This is a genomic window from Alcanivorax sp. HI0007 (genome assembly GCF_001635525.1).
Taxonomy (GTDB): domain Bacteria; phylum Pseudomonadota; class Gammaproteobacteria; order Pseudomonadales; family Alcanivoracaceae; genus Alcanivorax.
Window position 1 is genome coordinate 17,487 of record NZ_LWEJ01000262.1, and the last position, 14,654, is coordinate 32,140.

The following is a 14,654-nucleotide window of genomic DNA, read 5'->3' on the forward strand; positions in this document are numbered from 1 at the left end:
ATCCCCATGGAATCGACCACGCCCGACCAGCCCCAGACACTCGGTGAAACCACCCGCATGCTGTGGAACGCCCGTGGACGCTACAAGCGGGTACTGGCCACCGCGGCCGGCCTGCAGAAAGTGGTCTGGAAACACCGCAAGGTGCTAGGCAGTGGCGACGAGCAGGCGCTGTACCCGCTCCATGAGGAAGTGGCGGACAGCCTGGCAACCCTGTTCCGGGATAACGGCGGCGCCTGGATCAAGTTTGCCCAGTTTCTCAGTTGCCGCCCGGACCTGCTGCCTGCCCCCTATATCGATGCCTTTGCCCATCTGCGCGAAAACGCCCCCAAGGCTCACTTCGATGACATCCAGCCCTGGCTGAAAGCCCAGCTGGGGCATGACTGGGCGGACTCCTTCAGTGCCTTCAATATCATTCCCATGGCCGCCGCTTCCATCGCCCAGGTGCATAACGCCACCCTGAAATCCGGCGCCCAGGTGGCGGTCAAACTGCAGCAACCCCGGGTCAGCCAGGAATTTGCCGAAGATGCCGCGGCCTTGCGTTTGCTGGCGAAGGCCCTGAAGCCACTGCTGCGGGAAGTGGATGTGGAGCAGATCATCAACCAGCTCATCACCACCACCGAGCGGGAGCTGGATTTCCGCCAGGAAATGGCCCACATGCGGGATTTCAGCGAACTGCCCCACCTGCCCGGCATCAAGGTGCCAAGGGTTTATCCCACCCTGTGTAGTGCACAGATGCTGGTGACGGAGTGGATCGAGGGGCAGAGCCTTTCCACAGTGTTGCGCGAGGATGAAGCGCGGGCCATTCCCCTGCTGGAGCGCTTGCAGGCGAGCATGATGCAGCAGGTGCTGGAGTTCGGTCTGTTTCATGCGGACCCGCACCCGGGCAACTTTATCGTGACGCCGGAGGGCGACCTGGCGGTGCTGGATTTCGGTGCCGTGGAGCAGGTAGCCGCCGCAGATCGCCAGCATTACACCGCATTGCTGATGCGCTTGCTGGGCATGGGCGATGGCCCCTTGCTGCCGCTGTTCGAAGCGGCCGGCTTTGGCGGGCTCAGCGAGGAACGACTGGAAAAATTGTCCGCCGCACTGGTCTCCGCCCGTCAGGATAGCGACACCACCCTGGCCGATAACCTGCGCACCCTGCTGGACGAATTCCGCCGCCTGCGGCTGGTGATGCCGGATGCCTTCGTGGCCATGGTGCGGGTGCTGATTACCGTGGGCGGGCTGATGACCCGCTATCAGATTCCGTTTTCCTGGGGAGGTTTTGGCGCCCGTTAAGCCGAGCGCCATGGTGCAGTTCCTGAGGCGAACGGCACCAATACGCCGCCGACGTTACTTGATCATCTTCTTGAGCATGTTCACCTTGTCCTTGTAAGGGGCGTAGCGAAACTTGATATCGAACAGGGTGGTGGCCTTGAGGATGCTGCGCTTGTGGGAGAAGGCATCGAACGAGTTCTTGCCGTGATAGGCGCCCATACCGCTTTCCCCCACACCACCAAACGGCAGGTTCGGGTTGGCCACATGCATCACGGTATTGTTGATACATCCGCCACCGAACTGGGTGCTATCGAGCACCTGGCGCTCCACCTGATCACTACTGGTAAACAGATACAGCGCCAACGGATATTCCGGCAATTTCTTCAGGTTGCCGATCAGCTCTTCCAGGCTTTGGTAGGTCAACATGGGTAACACTGGCCCGAAGATTTCTTCCTGCATGATGGCATCGTCCATGGAGATATCTTTCAACAGCGTCGGCGCAATATAGCGCTGTCCCGCATCGGTCTGGCCACCCGCCAGCACCCGGGCCTTATCGATCAGTGCGGCCACCCGCTGGAAATGCCGGTCGTTGATCATACGGCCCAGATCCGGATTCTGGCTCGACGCATCCCCATAAAAATCCCGCAGCGTCTTCACCATTTCCTTTTCAAAGGCATCGCGGATATCCGCATGGACATGAACATGGTCCGGCGCGATACAGGTCTGACCCACGTTGAGCATCTTGCCGGCGATAATCCGACGCGCCGCCACTTTTAGGTTGGCATCCTTGTGCACGATGGTCGGGCTCTTGCCACCCAGCTCCAGGGTGACCTTGGTGAGATGCTTCGCTGCTGCCGCCATGACGATACGGCCGACACGGGGACTGCCGGTAAAGAAAATATGATCGAAGCGCTCTTCCAGCAGCACATTGGTCACTTCGGTGCTGCCCTTGAATACCGCCACGTATTCCTCGCTGAAGCATTCCTTCATCATTTTCTCAATCACATTCGCCACGGTGGGGTTCAGTGATGACGGCTTGAGAATGGCCGTGTTACCCGCCGCGATGGAACCGATCAGAGGCTGCACCAGCAACAGGAAGGGGTAGTTGTACGGCCCCATCAAAAAGGTCACGCCCTGGGGGGTGGACTCGATGCGGCTACGACCGGGCTGGGCCCACATTGATGTGCCGACTTTTTTTGGCTTCATCCAGCTTTTCAGGTGCTTGAGGGTGTGCTTGAGATCTTCGATCGCTGTAGTGATCTCGATATAGGCCTCGAAGGGCGGGCGGCCAATATCCACCTTGAGCGCTTCCTGAATCTCTTCCTGATACTGGACAATGGCGTCCTTCAGTTTGCTCAGCTGACGCACGCGAAAGTCATAGCTGCGGGTTGCGCCGGTCTCGAAAAACCGTCGCTGTCGATCCACCGCGACGCCAGCCCAGCTTTGTGACTGCTTCAGGTTTTCACTGTCCAATACCGCACCCATGGCGCACCTCCTCATTATTCGTTTAACCGCAAGGGTTGGGAAAACGAGTGTTCCATGGGTGACGCCCAGGCTCTAGACAAAGCGGGCAAAGCACCTGACCAAAACAATCAGAAAGTGGCGAAAACCGCTATTTTTTTCTTTTACTTAAACAAACGGGACATACATGTCCCGCTGCCATATATACCTTATGATTTTTTGTCGGAGCCATGCTTGCATGGCTCCTGCAACGACAGAAAAGGTTACGCCAACCAGTCCACAATACGGTCCATGGCGGTGGTGCAGTTGCCACAATATTGCCGCAGAAAATCATCGCCCAGCGATGCTTCCGCCGTCACCTTGGCTGCGCCATCCAGGGCCGCCTGGCCATCAAAATCCACAAAGGCCTGACGCAAGGTCAGTTCTCCCGCCGGGCGACCAAAGGCGTCGCCCGGCAAGGTGGCCACACCGGTATCTTCCAGCAAGGCTTCACACAGCGCCGCGCTGTCATGAATCCCCCGCTGGTGTAAGCGCTCTGCCAGCGGACTGAAATCCGGGAACAGGTAAAAGGCGCCATCGGGCATGGCAAGATCCAGCCCGGCCCGCTGATAGGCAGCCACTTGGTAAGCCGCCAATCCTTTCAGAATACGCCGTGATTGAAACAGGTAGTCATCAATGTCAGCGCCACCCTGAAAAGCACTCACTGCCGCATGCTGGATCGGCGCGGCCACCGAGGTATAGGTTTCGCTGGCCACGGTGGCCATGGCATCGCGCAGCCAGGACAGATTGGGCGGGAAAGCAAAGGCCCCCAGACGCCATCCTCCCGCACCACACCACTTGCTCAGGCCGTCACTGATGATGGTGCCTTCCGGGTAGTAACGGGCGATGGAGCGGTGCTGACCGTCGTAGCGGGTGCGCCCGTAAATTTCATCGCTGAGAAGAATCAGTCGATGACGGCGGGCCACCTCGGCAATTTCCTGCAACTCATCGTCGGTAAAGGTATAGCCGTGGGGATTGGCCGGATAATTGAGGATCACCAGGCGTGGACGACCCGGGTCACGCTGACACAGGGCATCCAGGCTATCGGCACTGAGCTTCCAGTGATTGTGCCGGTGGGTCGGCAGCCAGTGCACGCGGCGACCGATGATGCTGGCCTGGGGCGCGTAGGACACCCAGCTCGGCGTGGGGATCACCAGGTCACCGTAGTAGACCAGCTGCAGGATGAACATAAGCTCCTTGGAGCCCGGCCCGATCATGATGTCTTCGCCCCGGAAGGCCACATCGTGCTCCCGGTCCAGATGACTGGCGATGGCTTCCTGCAACGCCGGCAAGCCTTTCACCGGCAGATAATCCTTCTCACCGGCAAACTGACGTAACGCGTCCACCACCGAGGGAGGCACCGGAAACGGCGACTGCCCCAGCCCCAGCTTGTAGACCTGTCGCCCCTGTTGTCGCAGGGCATTGCTGCGCTCATTGATGGCCAGGGTGGCAGACACCCCCAGACCACGGACATTCAGGTTGAGGTGTACATCGGGCTGGAACGGCATGATCAAAATCCCCCTGAACAAGACAGCGTTCTTTCGACCCTACCGGGTTGTCACCGGGCTGCAAAGTGCGCAGACCCGGTGACGGCAGGCACAACGGTGACAGATAAACCGCGGGTCACACCTTCAGGTATTTTGCCGCCTTGGCATCCGCCTTTTTCGCCAGCGGTTTCAGCTCGGCGATTTTTTTACAGACCGCGTCGCACTCTTCCTTGCTGAGCGCATGGCCCTCTACCGCCTTGTGCAACTGGTGCATGTAGTTGTCCAGGATCGTCAGTACCGACAGATGCACCAGTGGAGCAATGGACGTCTTTTTCTGTGTGATCTGCTGTTTGCGGTGGGCCTGCTCCCAGCGTTTTTCGAATTCCTTGTGGCTCAATGTCATGACAACCTCCCTGTTCAGAATGTGAGTTTATTGACGCTGATGCTGTTCAGCCCCAGCTCGCCGCCGCTGATGCCCTCCAGGGCCACCGGCAGGCTGATGTCGTTGAGCGATACCTTGCCCAGGGTCGCACCGAGTTTGGCATCACTGAGCGTCATGCTGCCCACGTTCAGATGCACCGTAGGGGTCACCGCAATACTCACCTTGAGGATGCCCAGATCCACCCCCAGGGATTTATCCGAGGCCGTGGCATCCACATTGAATGCCTGGCTGGTGGCCGCTGGCATGGTCACAGACGGGATGCTGATGTTTTCCAGGCTGGCACCGGGCAGAGTGAGTTGTTCGGTGGGCGCGGCACGATTCACCCGCATCGCTTCGCCGTTGGCGCCCGGTACCGACAGGGAACTGAGCGACAGCTCACCGATACCCATACCGGACACGGACAACCCGGCGCTGGGCAGGCCCAGTTTATCCAGGCGAATACCTGACAGGTCCAGGTTGCCTAGGTTGAGCTGGTCGATGCGTTTCATCTGCGCCACCAGACCGGGGATATCAATGGCCGGAATCTGCAGGTCGATATTGCCCAGGTCCGGCACCGTGATGGTGCCCAGATCCACCGGGATATCCAGGCTGCCCATATCCTCGCTGCCATCCCAGCTGCCCAGCCAGCCCAGATCAATTTTCCAATCGAGCCGGAAACCCAGCTCGACAAGGGTACGTACCTGATTGAGCACGGCTCTGGCGCTATCGACCGAGGCCTGGGTGTTTTCCACGTGCAGGTTGCCAATGCTGGCGCTACCCAGAGTGACCTTGTCCACGCGCAGGTTATTGAGCGTGCCGTCTTGCACGCTGACCTGATCGATGGCGATCTTGCGGGAAACCTGGGCGCCGAGTACGCCCAGACGAGTGAGAAGATCCCGGGAAACCGGGAGAGAATCCAGCAGATTATCTGCGGACAACCGTTCCTTGAGTGACATGTTTGCCTCCTGGCAGAGTTGGATACGCACACTCCGGTGTGCGCACCCAACTCTAACCAAAATGGCATTTATTGCATATAAAGCGTACGTGCCAATTTATCCGCCCACGCCCGCTGCATTCACCGGGGGCGGCACCTCCACGGCCTCCACAGCCTCATTGGGCGCCTCCCCGACGGGCAGATAGTTTTCCGATTCCGGATTACGCCAGTCCGGGCATTCCGCCGCTGCCTGCAGATCCTCCTGGGCGGCCGCAAACGCCTGAACGGGCTGGGACGCAGGAGGGAGGTGATGGTAGTCGCTCTGTGGCACCTGGATGGCATTGAACCAGCCATTGGGAATCCAGTTGAAATCCGGATTCGGCAGGATCTTGCCATTGAAATGTCCCCCTCGGGAAAAGGCGCGGAGAACATCGTAGGTGGAATTCATGCAGTTGCGACCGAACAGCTGATAAGGCTGAGCACTGACCCAGGCCATGACACGCAGTGCCGCATCCGGATCAGGCCATACCTGGTGAGTCATGGTCAGATATTTGAAATAATTATACTCGGCTCCCTGATGCACCATGTTGGCAAAGACCTGGGTGGCCTGCCGTTCGCCCGGCACCCGGCGTGACCAGAAACCGTTCATGCCGTTCCCGTTGCTCCAGCCGTCACCTTCCACGGCTCCCACCATCCACTGCCCGTCCGGCAGTTCAAACCCCCAGCCCACATGCCCCAGCAATGGCTGGCCGGCCAGATCCGGACGTTTTGGGCACAGTACGACAATTGCATTGGCTTGACTCATTACGTTCCCTCGCGATGGTTATGATGCTGTTTTGCCGTTCTTCCTGAACGGTAAAGCCCGGCGCCACCCCAATGGGCACGCGCAGACCAAAAAAGACTATAATCGCAACCTTCTTACAACGGAATATGTGTGCGGACTGATCATGCCCTCTTTCGATATCGTCTCTGAAATTGATGAAGTAGCCCTGCGCCACGCGGTGGAAAACGCCAACCGTGACCTGGCCAATCGTTTCGACTTCCGTGGCGTGGAAGCCAGCATTGAACAGAATGGTCTGGATGTGACCCTGAAAACCCAATCGGACTTTCAGGTGCAGCAGCTGGAAGAGTTGTTTGCCAAGGCGGCCGTGAAACAGGGCATCAGCGTCGCCGGCGCTGACCGTCCGGAGAAGCCCGAGCACAGCGGCAAGACCTTCTCGCTGACCCTGACCTTCCGCCAGGGCATCGACCAGCCCCTCGCCAAGCAGATCGTCAAGATGATCAAGGACAGCAAGCTCAAGGTGCAGGCCTCCATTCAAGGTGACCAGGTGCGGGTGAACGGCAAGAAACGGGATGACCTGCAAGCGGTGATAGCGCTGCTGCGCGAATCCAAAATTGAAACGCCGCTGCAGTTCAATAATTTTAGAGACTAAGTACTATTTGCAGGAGCTATGCTGCCATGGCGAATGGGGTGTTGGGCACGTTCGCCATGCAAGCCTAGCTCCTGCAGAGGCTGGCGAAAGGCTCGCTGGTTCCAGGATCAATAACAATAATAAGGAGACATCATGTCCGCTACTTCGCACCCGGCGGTGCCACGCCTCAACCTGCTCTGGTTCACCGTGCTCGCCGCCCCCATGATGATCGGCATCGCCATCGCCCTGATGATCGGCTTCGGCCAGTACCAGGCGCCCATGGAGCTGGTCCCCACCGACACTCTGCGCATGGGCGCTATCGGCGCCATGGCGCTGACGCTGGTGGTAGCCCGACCGCTGCGCAATCTGCTGATGTCACCGGAAGCCATGGCACGGCGCCCCCTGCAAGGCCTTCCTGCCAGCAGCGATGATGAGACTGCCGCCATGAAAGTGCAGACCAGCATGTTCATCCTGCTGGGACTGCTCGATGTTGTTGCCATGCTCGTCATCGCCTTCTGCCTGATGCAGGCCGATGCCCATCTGGCCATCCTCAATGGCATCTTCAGCCTGGTGCTGGCAATCATCGCCCGACCGGATTTTGCCTCTTTGATCGCTCAGACCCGCCAGCAACTGCCACGCTGAGCCGATACCGCGGCCTGGCACCTCGCGCGCCGGCCCCGGGCCGGTTCGCTATTGAACACTCCGCGACATGAATTGTTAATGAACACTGTTTAACAAATAGCCTCGCCACCGGTACAACGAATCCCATGATCCATAACAAGGAGAACCATCATGGGTTTCAGGAACGGATTGACCCGATTGTTTGCCGGCCTGGCGCTGCTGCTGGGCAGCATGTTGACCACCCCGGCCCTGGCCGCGGGGCTGATGACGCCAACCAACAGCGGCCTGCCACCACTGCAAATTCGCGAACAGCATGTCACCGTGGACGTGGAAGACGGCTACGCCATCACCGAGGTGGAGCAGGTCTTCCACAATCCCAATGACCAGGACCTGGAAGCCTACTACCGCTTCCCGGTCCCGGAGCGCGGCACCGTGGCCGAGTTCACTGTGTGGATCGACGGCAAGCCTGTAATCGGCGAGGTGCTGGAAAAACAGCAGGCCCGCCAAGTCTATGAAAAGGAAAAAGCCGCTGGCCGCGAAGCCGGACTCACCGAGAAGGACAGCTACAAGGCCTTCAATGTGCGGGTGCAACCGGTACGCGCCGGCCAGGACACCCGGGTGCGGCTGGTCTACATGCAGCCGGCCTTTGTGGATACCGGCATCGGTCGCTATGTGTACCCGCTGGAAGAAGGCGGGGTGGACGAACAAAAGCTGGCGTTCTGGACCGCCAACGACAGTGTCGAGGAACATTTCAGTTTCACCCTCAACCTGCGCAGCGGCTACCCGGTGGACGCCCTGCGCCTGCCCAAACATCCCCAGGCACAGATCCAGCAACTGGGCCCGCAACACTGGCAGGTAAAACTGGATAATCGCACCGCAACCGTTGTCAGCGAGGAAGACGACAACAGCCAAAGCACCAACTTCGCCCCTCCCGCTGCCAATGGCCAGCCGGCCAATGCCTTTACCCTGAATCAGGACATCGTCGTCTACTGGCGCCACCAGCAAGACCTGCCCGGCAGCGTGGATCTGGTTGCCTACAAGGCCCCGGGGAAAGACCGCGGCACCTTCATGCTCAGCATCACCCCCGGTGACGACCTGCCGCCAATCACCACCGGCAGCGACTGGGTGTTCGTGCTGGATATCTCCGGTTCCATGAATGCCAAACTTGCCACCCTGGCCGACGGCGTCAGCCAGGCCCTGGGCAAACTGCGCGGCGGAGACCGTTTCCGTATCGTGCTGTTTGATGACCGCGCCGAAGAACTCACTAATGGCTTCGTGGATGCCACCCCGGACAGCATTCGTCGCTACACGCAGAAAGTCATGCAGCTGCAATCCCGTGGCGGCACCAACCTGTTCGGCGGCCTGAGCCTGGCCCTGAAACCCCTGGACGCAGACCGTCCCACCGGCATCGTGCTGGTCACCGATGGCGTGGCCAACGTGGGCAAGACCCAACAAAAAGATTTTATCGACTTGCTGAAAAACCATGACGTTCGGCTATTCACCTTTGTCATGGGTAACAGCGCCAACCGCCCCATGCTCACCGCCATGACGGATGCCAGCAACGGCTTTGCCCTCAGCGTCTCCAACAGCGACGACATCGCCGGACAGATTCTGAACGCCACCGCCAAGCTCACCCACCAGGCCATGAATGATGTGGAGATAGACATCGATGGTGTGCGCACCGCCGACCTGCAACCGCAGCGCATCGGCAGCATCTACCACGGCCGCCAGATCGTCCTGCTCGGCCATTACTGGGGCGATGGTCCGGCGAATGTCACCCTGCGCGCCAACGTGGCCGGCCAGGACATGCAACGGGAGATCAATTATTTCGGTGAAGAAAAGGATCTGCAGCAGGGCATCGTCGACCTGGGCCTGGAATACGGCCTGGTCACCAACTACACCTCCATGGTGGTGCTGCGCGACGAAGTCTTTGAGGAGTACGGCATCGAACGTCGCAATGCCAAACGCCGGGAAATCGAAAAACTCGCCAAGGCCCAGCGGCAGGCCAACGCGCCCACCAGCAACCGCGTGGACCAGGCACAGCCCATGTACACCACGAACCGTCCCTCCTACAGCGGCGGCAGCGGCAGTGGCGGCGCCTTCGGCATCGGTACCCTACTGCCCTTCCTGATCCTGCTGGTCGGCGGCGGGCTGCGCCGGCGCCAATGAATCAACTGATGACAGCAACCCTTTCCGGGCAGGGTCTCCCCTGTCCGGAATTTTTTATGGCCGCAAACCCCCACGGCTTTCCAAATGTAGGGTGCACTGAGCCTAGGGCGAACTGCACCATAAAGCGCCGAATCGGTGCAGTTCGCCCTAGGCTCAGTGCACCCTACACGGTCGGTGGCCGCTTCCGTTTCCTCTAAGCGGCGATGAACCTCTTTACTCCTGCCGACCCTCGATCGCCGACAACAGCACCCCGGCGGCAATCCCCTGGCGTTTGTCCAACCGACCGTCCCGGTCGGCACTGAAATCCACATCCAGTTTGAGAATGAAAGGGTTAAATCGCTGTCGATATTCCGCCACGGGCTTGTCGGCCACACTGGCGTGGTAATGCTGCGGAAAGAAGAACGCCAGAAATTCGATATAGCGGCGCACCAGCGCCTTGAGCATGGAGTCTTCTTCCAGGGTGCCAATTTCCCGACCCTCGCTATCCAGGAAGGTCCAGTGATCGCGCAGGAAGGAAGACTTGAAACCCGACCGCCGCAACGTACCCACATGCTCATTGCCTTGCGAATCATGCACGTCGTAGGCGCCAGCAAAATCAAAAATACTGCGTGTGGAAATCCGCAGCAGCTCCTGCTCCTGGGTGTCATCCGCATACAGGCGAATATCCTCGCGGATGCGGAAGCGCTTCATGTTGGAATATAGCGCCAGCTCGCCCGTGTCCGTGTAGAGATGAAAGGCATCACCAAACAGCCGGAAGAATTTGCGGCGGATGGTATAACGGGGATGCTGAAAGCGCACAGCGTGCGTCATGGCCTGCTCTCCTTGGCAAGTCTCTGAATGGGACGTTACGGTTTCTGCTAAACGATGCGGACTGAGTCTCTTAGTGGCGATACAAGCAGGGTTTGTTCCCGCACAATAACCGGGCATCGTGGCAAGATTGACCGAAACAGCACTGACTCTGACATTCAAGGCGACACCATGGATCCGGCATTCTGGCATCAGAAATGGCACAACGGGGAACTGGGCTTTCACCTGCCCCAGGTCCATCCACTCTTGCAACGGTATCTGGTCGAGCTGTCACTGAAAGCCGGGCAGACCCTTTTTCTGCCCTTGTGTGGCAAGACACTGGATATTGGCTATCTGCTGGAGCAGGGCTACAGCGTGATCGGCGCGGAGCTGTCCGGGAAAGCCGTCACCGACCTGTTCGCGTCCCTGAACCGCCAACCGGAGATCTCCCCCTGGCAAGGTGGCAACCGTTACCGGCAGGGTGACCTGACCGTCTTTCAGGGCGACATTTTTCTGCTGACGCCCGATGATCTTCCCGCCGTGGATGCGATCTATGACCGCGCCGCCCTGATCGCCCTGCCGGACACACTGCGCGCACGGTATGCCCGCCATCTGCAGACGCTGACCCACAGGACGCGGCAGTTACTGATCACGCTGGAATATGATCAACAGCAGATGGCGGGGCCGCCGTTTTCGGTGGACCAGGAGGAAGTGGAAACGCGGTACGGCGATCACTACCGGGTAACCTCACTCTCCCGAAAAATGATTCTCGACCACGAACCGGTTTTCCGGGAGAAAGGGCTATCGGCGTTATACGAAAATGCGTTTCTGCTGGACTGATTTTTTCGTAGAGGGCCGGCGTGCTCGAGACCCGCAAGCCGGCTCGCCTTGCAGGAGCTATGCTCCCATTGCGCTCCCAAGCCTTCGCCATGCAAGCATAGCTCCTGCAAAAGACACTCTTCGCAAAATGGCAGAGCACGCACCTCTCGGCCCTCTTTGGAAAAATATTTCCTGATCTGGCCGCACTCACGATCAAATCACCAGGGCAACACGCTGCCGTCGGAGTGCCAGAAGGTGCCGCTGTTTTCCAGGTTCAGTTCATCCATGCGGGCAATCAGGTTGGCCGCTGCTTCGTCCACGGTCAGATTACCGCTGTTGCCGGTCATATCGGTCTGTACCCAACCGGGGTGCAAGATTGCCACGGCAATGCCGCGATCGTGCAGGTCCAGCGCCAGGGATTTACCCGCCGCGTTGAGGCCCGCCTTGCTGATGCGGTAGCCGTATTTCTTGCCGGAGGTATTATCGGCGATGGACCCCATCCGCGAGGTCATCAATCCCACCTTGCTGCCCTCACGCAGATTGCCCAGCAATGCCACGGTCACCCGCAGCGGGCCCAGGGTGTTGACCTTGAACTGGTCCAGAAGCTGCTCAAAGTCCATCTGGTCCACTGTCTCACTGAGCATGATGCCGGCGTTGTTGTAGAGAATATCCACCGGAGTATCGCCCAGGGCACTGGTCAGGTTGCTGACCCCGTCTGCGGTGCTCACATCCACCCCGTCAATGACCTCCACCCCACTGTCTATCAGCGCCGTGGACGCCTGACGGCATACCGCCAGCACCCTTTCCCCACGGGCCTTCCAGTGCCGGGCCAGTGCAAGGCCGATGCCCCGGTTTGCGCCGGTAATTACAATTGTCTTCGCCATATCTGCCTCCTTTCCGTTGATATCCCAGCCACTTAGCGGGCACCCCATTCAAGCACTTCTGTTGTGCATTACAAAACACTGCAATACCAGATACAAAACGACATTTTTAGCCAACATTGGCACCGCAATGAATTTTATATAGTGCGCGCATGGGTGGATCGCGATGATACGCCTGTCATACACACTTTGTGTTCATGGAAGATTAAGGGGGAAGTACCCATGCTACATCTTTTGAAAATCCTGCTGATGAGCTCCCTGCTCGTCACCCTTGCCGCCTGCGGCGGCGGCGGTGGTGGCAGCAACCCGACCAACGATAACGGCAACACCAGCGAAGAAACCGGCAACACTGGCGGTGAAGACGAGGGTGATACCGACGGTGGCGACACCGGGGGGGAAGACGGTGGCGACGATGAGACCCCGCCGCTCACCGACGAAGAGAGCCAACAGCTTCTGACGCTGATCGACACCAACAACCACTTTACCGTTTCCGTCTGCCCGCAGACCCTGCTCGGCACCCAGCTGGGTGGCGCCATTGATGTGCTGGCCTGCGAAAACGAAGCGCTGACCAACATCTCCCTGGGCAACGACAACGTGCTGGGCCTGCTCTGCGCCAACACGGTTGCCGCCACTGACACCGACCTGCTCGGCAGTGTGAGCGAACCCACTTTCCTGCCGACCTGCCTGGAAGAAAGCGTTCCTTATCTGATCGACACCCTGGGCGGCGTCCTGGATAGCAGCGGCCCCATCGGCCAGCAGCTGTGTGCCGGCGCTGAAAACCCGCTTGAGTGTGTGGTAGTTGCCCTTAGCACCGTTCCGGACAGCACCCTGGCCGGCGTACTGGGCTACCTGGGCTGCGACAACGCGCTCAATCCCCAGCTCTGCCTGACCCAGGTCGCGGACAACCTGGCCATGGGCGAACCCCTGATCGGCACCGTGAACAGCCTGTCCCTGGCCCTGTGCCCCATTGCCACCAAGGCCGAGGAATTCGCGCCGGATCAATGCTTCACCGAAGTGCTCGGCGGCGTGGGCTCCATCCTCAACCTGACCGGCGGTCTGGGCGAACTGTGCCCGGAAGGCGCGGACCCGTTCACCTGCCTGCTGGCGGCTGGCGAAAACCTGGGCCCCATCGGCGAACTGCTGGGTCAAAGCCCGCTGGATCCGAGCATCCTGGAAGACCTGCTGGCTGGCCTGGCCGAGCCGGGCAACATGGAATTGCTGAGCGAACTGCCCGCCATGCTGGAACAGATCCCGGTACTGGGTGAACAACTGGCCGGCCTGCTGGGTAACGGCGGCGACCTGTTCGACACCCTCGGTGACCTGCAATCCCTGCCTGACCTGCTGACGCAAATCCCGGTACTGGGCGACATCCTCAATGGCGCAGCCGGTGGTGGCAGCGGTGGCCTGCCCACCGACGCCCTGAGCCTGGAAGCCCTGATGGGCGCCCTGGAAGGCGAGCAACTGGCCATGGTGACCGACCTGCTGGCCAACGTGCCGGTACTGGGCGATGTGGTCAACCAGCTGCTGGGTGCTGTGTCCTGTGACGCCGCCAACCCGCTGGACTGCCTGACCGACTCCGCCGACCAGCTGGAGCAGTTCACCGCCCTGCTGGAGCAGGTTCCGGTACTGGGTGACGTGCTCAACGAACTGCTGGCCGCCCTCACCGGCGCTGGCACCGGTGGCGAGCTGCCGGGCACCGACATGCTCAACGAGATTCCGGTACTGGGTGATCTGCTCAACCAGATCCTGACCACCCTGCAGGGCGGCGCTGGCGGCGACATGCTGACCCCGGACCTGGCCATGCTGGAACAGATTCCGGTTCTCGGCGAGCTGCTGAGCAGCCTGCTGGGCGGTCTGATGAGCGGTGATCCTGCCTCCCTGCTGGACGGCATCCTGGACCAGAACGGCAACCTGCTGGATACCGTCTCCGCCCTGGTGGAAGAACTGCCGCTGGTAGGCGATCTGGTCGGTAACCTGCTGGTATCCCTGCTGGGTGAAAGCGAAGCCAGCAACCTGCTGGCCCCGCTGAATGATGCCCTGACCACCATCCCGGTACTGGGTCCGGTACTGGGTGGCCTGCTGGGTCTGCTCGGCTAATACGCTACCAAGCCTCACAAAAAACGCCCCTTTAACGGGGCGTTTTTTGTTTCTGCCCCGCCTCCCCCTTTTCTGTCACCGCGTCTTTGCTACAGTGGACATCCACTTTAAAGAGCCTGTTTGAGGTCTATACGCAACCGCGTTGCTACTCAAAATGGCGCCAGGCAAGGCGCGGACCGCAGGGCCTGACGGGTCAAGTTCAAGGTTCGCAACACAGTATGGCGCCATTTTGAGCAACAACCCGAAGGGCCGGGCCCCTTTTTCCGCCAG

General features: G+C 59.7%; 13 protein-coding genes. 6 read left to right on the plus strand and 7 right to left on the minus strand.

Annotated elements, in window-relative coordinates; all coding sequences use genetic code 11:
- Positions 1-6: 6 nt before the first annotated feature.
- Positions 7-1,278, plus strand: a complete 1,272-nt coding sequence (locus A3714_RS15415; protein WP_082844727.1) for an AarF/ABC1/UbiB kinase family protein — start codon at positions 7-9, stop codon at positions 1,276-1,278.
- A gap of 54 nt (positions 1,279-1,332) precedes the next feature.
- On the opposite strand, the gene A3714_RS15420 is transcribed toward A3714_RS15415, so the two are convergent.
- The 5 genes from A3714_RS15420 to A3714_RS15440 all read right to left on the minus strand — a co-directional run bounded on the left by A3714_RS15420 (position 1,333) and on the right by A3714_RS15440 (position 6,404).
- A complete protein-coding gene (locus A3714_RS15420) occupies positions 1,333-2,742 on the minus strand; it encodes an aldehyde dehydrogenase (RefSeq protein WP_063509187.1) in 1,410 nt (469 codons plus the stop codon).
- Positions 2,743-2,981: 239 nt separating this feature from the next.
- On the minus strand, positions 2,982-4,265 hold the full coding sequence (locus tag A3714_RS15425; RefSeq protein ID WP_063509188.1) for a pyridoxal phosphate-dependent aminotransferase: 1,284 nt from the start codon (positions 4,263-4,265) through the stop codon (positions 2,982-2,984).
- Positions 4,266-4,380: 115 nt separating this feature from the next.
- The gene (locus A3714_RS15430; protein WP_062815231.1) at positions 4,381-4,647 is read right to left on the minus strand and encodes a hypothetical protein; all 267 of its coding nucleotides are present in this window, start codon (positions 4,645-4,647) and stop codon (positions 4,381-4,383) included.
- 14 nt (positions 4,648-4,661) lie between these two features.
- Positions 4,662-5,621: a hypothetical protein gene (locus tag A3714_RS15435; protein ID WP_062815230.1), complete on the minus strand. Its 960-nt coding sequence runs from the start codon at positions 5,619-5,621 to the stop codon at positions 4,662-4,664.
- A gap of 96 nt (positions 5,622-5,717) precedes the next feature.
- Positions 5,718-6,404 carry a hypothetical protein gene (locus A3714_RS15440; protein WP_062815229.1) on the minus strand — a complete coding sequence of 229 codons (687 nt, stop codon included), beginning with the start codon at positions 6,402-6,404 and terminating at the stop codon, positions 5,718-5,720.
- 142 nt (positions 6,405-6,546) lie between these two features.
- Here A3714_RS15440 and A3714_RS15445 point away from each other — a divergent pair, with 142 nt between their 5' ends.
- The 3 genes from A3714_RS15445 (at position 6,547) to A3714_RS15455 (ending at position 9,801) form a co-directional block, all read left to right on the plus strand.
- The gene (locus tag A3714_RS15445; protein WP_062815490.1) at positions 6,547-7,032 is read left to right on the plus strand and encodes a YajQ family cyclic di-GMP-binding protein; all 486 of its coding nucleotides are present in this window, start codon (positions 6,547-6,549) and stop codon (positions 7,030-7,032) included.
- Positions 7,033-7,164: 132 nt separating this feature from the next.
- On the plus strand, positions 7,165-7,653 hold the full coding sequence (locus A3714_RS15450; RefSeq protein WP_062815228.1) for a hypothetical protein: 489 nt from the start codon (positions 7,165-7,167) through the stop codon (positions 7,651-7,653).
- A gap of 150 nt (positions 7,654-7,803) precedes the next feature.
- Complete coding sequence (locus tag A3714_RS15455) at positions 7,804-9,801, plus strand: VIT and VWA domain-containing protein (protein WP_062815227.1); 1,998 nt, start codon at positions 7,804-7,806, stop codon at positions 9,799-9,801.
- 213 nt (positions 9,802-10,014) lie between these two features.
- Here A3714_RS15455 and A3714_RS15460 read toward each other — a convergent pair whose 3' ends face one another.
- The gene (locus tag A3714_RS15460) at positions 10,015-10,611 is read right to left on the minus strand and encodes a hypothetical protein (RefSeq protein ID WP_062815226.1); all 597 of its coding nucleotides are present in this window, start codon (positions 10,609-10,611) and stop codon (positions 10,015-10,017) included.
- Between the two features lie 168 nt (positions 10,612-10,779).
- Here A3714_RS15460 and tmpT point away from each other — a divergent pair, with 168 nt between their 5' ends.
- A complete protein-coding gene (gene tmpT / locus A3714_RS15465) occupies positions 10,780-11,427 on the plus strand; it encodes a thiopurine S-methyltransferase (protein WP_062815225.1) in 648 nt (215 codons plus the stop codon).
- Positions 11,428-11,624: 197 nt separating this feature from the next.
- Here tmpT and A3714_RS15470 read toward each other — a convergent pair whose 3' ends face one another.
- Entirely contained in the window at positions 11,625-12,290 is a 666-nt protein-coding gene (locus tag A3714_RS15470) for an SDR family oxidoreductase (RefSeq protein WP_062815224.1), read from the minus strand.
- 219 nt (positions 12,291-12,509) lie between these two features.
- On the opposite strand from A3714_RS15470, the gene A3714_RS15475 reads away from it, so the two are divergent.
- Entirely contained in the window at positions 12,510-14,384 is a 1,875-nt protein-coding gene (locus tag A3714_RS15475; protein WP_062815223.1) for a hypothetical protein, read from the plus strand.
- Positions 14,385-14,654 lie beyond the last annotated feature (270 nt).

Excerpts from the sequence above, each read along its gene's own strand:
- A3714_RS15470 (WP_062815224.1), bottom strand. The coding sequence starts at position 12,290 with ATGGCGAAGACAATTGTAATTACCGGCGCAAACCGGGGCATCGGCCTT.
- A3714_RS15420 (WP_063509187.1), bottom strand. The coding sequence starts at position 2,742 with ATGGGTGCGGTATTGGACAGTGAAAACCTGAAGCAGTCACAAAGCTGG.
- A3714_RS15475 (WP_062815223.1), top strand. The coding sequence starts at position 12,510 with ATGCTACATCTTTTGAAAATCCTGCTGATGAGCTCCCTGCTCGTCACC.
- A3714_RS15460 (WP_062815226.1), bottom strand. The coding sequence starts at position 10,611 with ATGACGCACGCTGTGCGCTTTCAGCATCCCCGTTATACCATCCGCCGC.
- A3714_RS15440 (WP_062815229.1), bottom strand. The coding sequence starts at position 6,404 with ATGAGTCAAGCCAATGCAATTGTCGTACTGTGCCCAAAACGTCCGGAT.
- A3714_RS15425 (WP_063509188.1), bottom strand. The coding sequence starts at position 4,265 with ATGCCGTTCCAGCCCGATGTACACCTCAACCTGAATGTCCGTGGTCTG.
- tmpT (WP_062815225.1), top strand. The coding sequence starts at position 10,780 with ATGGATCCGGCATTCTGGCATCAGAAATGGCACAACGGGGAACTGGGC.
- A3714_RS15455 (WP_062815227.1), top strand. The coding sequence starts at position 7,804 with ATGGGTTTCAGGAACGGATTGACCCGATTGTTTGCCGGCCTGGCGCTG.
- A3714_RS15430 (WP_062815231.1), bottom strand. The coding sequence starts at position 4,647 with ATGACATTGAGCCACAAGGAATTCGAAAAACGCTGGGAGCAGGCCCAC.
- A3714_RS15445 (WP_062815490.1), top strand. The coding sequence starts at position 6,547 with ATGCCCTCTTTCGATATCGTCTCTGAAATTGATGAAGTAGCCCTGCGC.
- A3714_RS15415 (WP_082844727.1), top strand. The coding sequence starts at position 7 with ATGGAATCGACCACGCCCGACCAGCCCCAGACACTCGGTGAAACCACC.
- A3714_RS15435 (WP_062815230.1), bottom strand. The coding sequence starts at position 5,621 with ATGTCACTCAAGGAACGGTTGTCCGCAGATAATCTGCTGGATTCTCTC.
- A3714_RS15450 (WP_062815228.1), top strand. The coding sequence starts at position 7,165 with ATGTCCGCTACTTCGCACCCGGCGGTGCCACGCCTCAACCTGCTCTGG.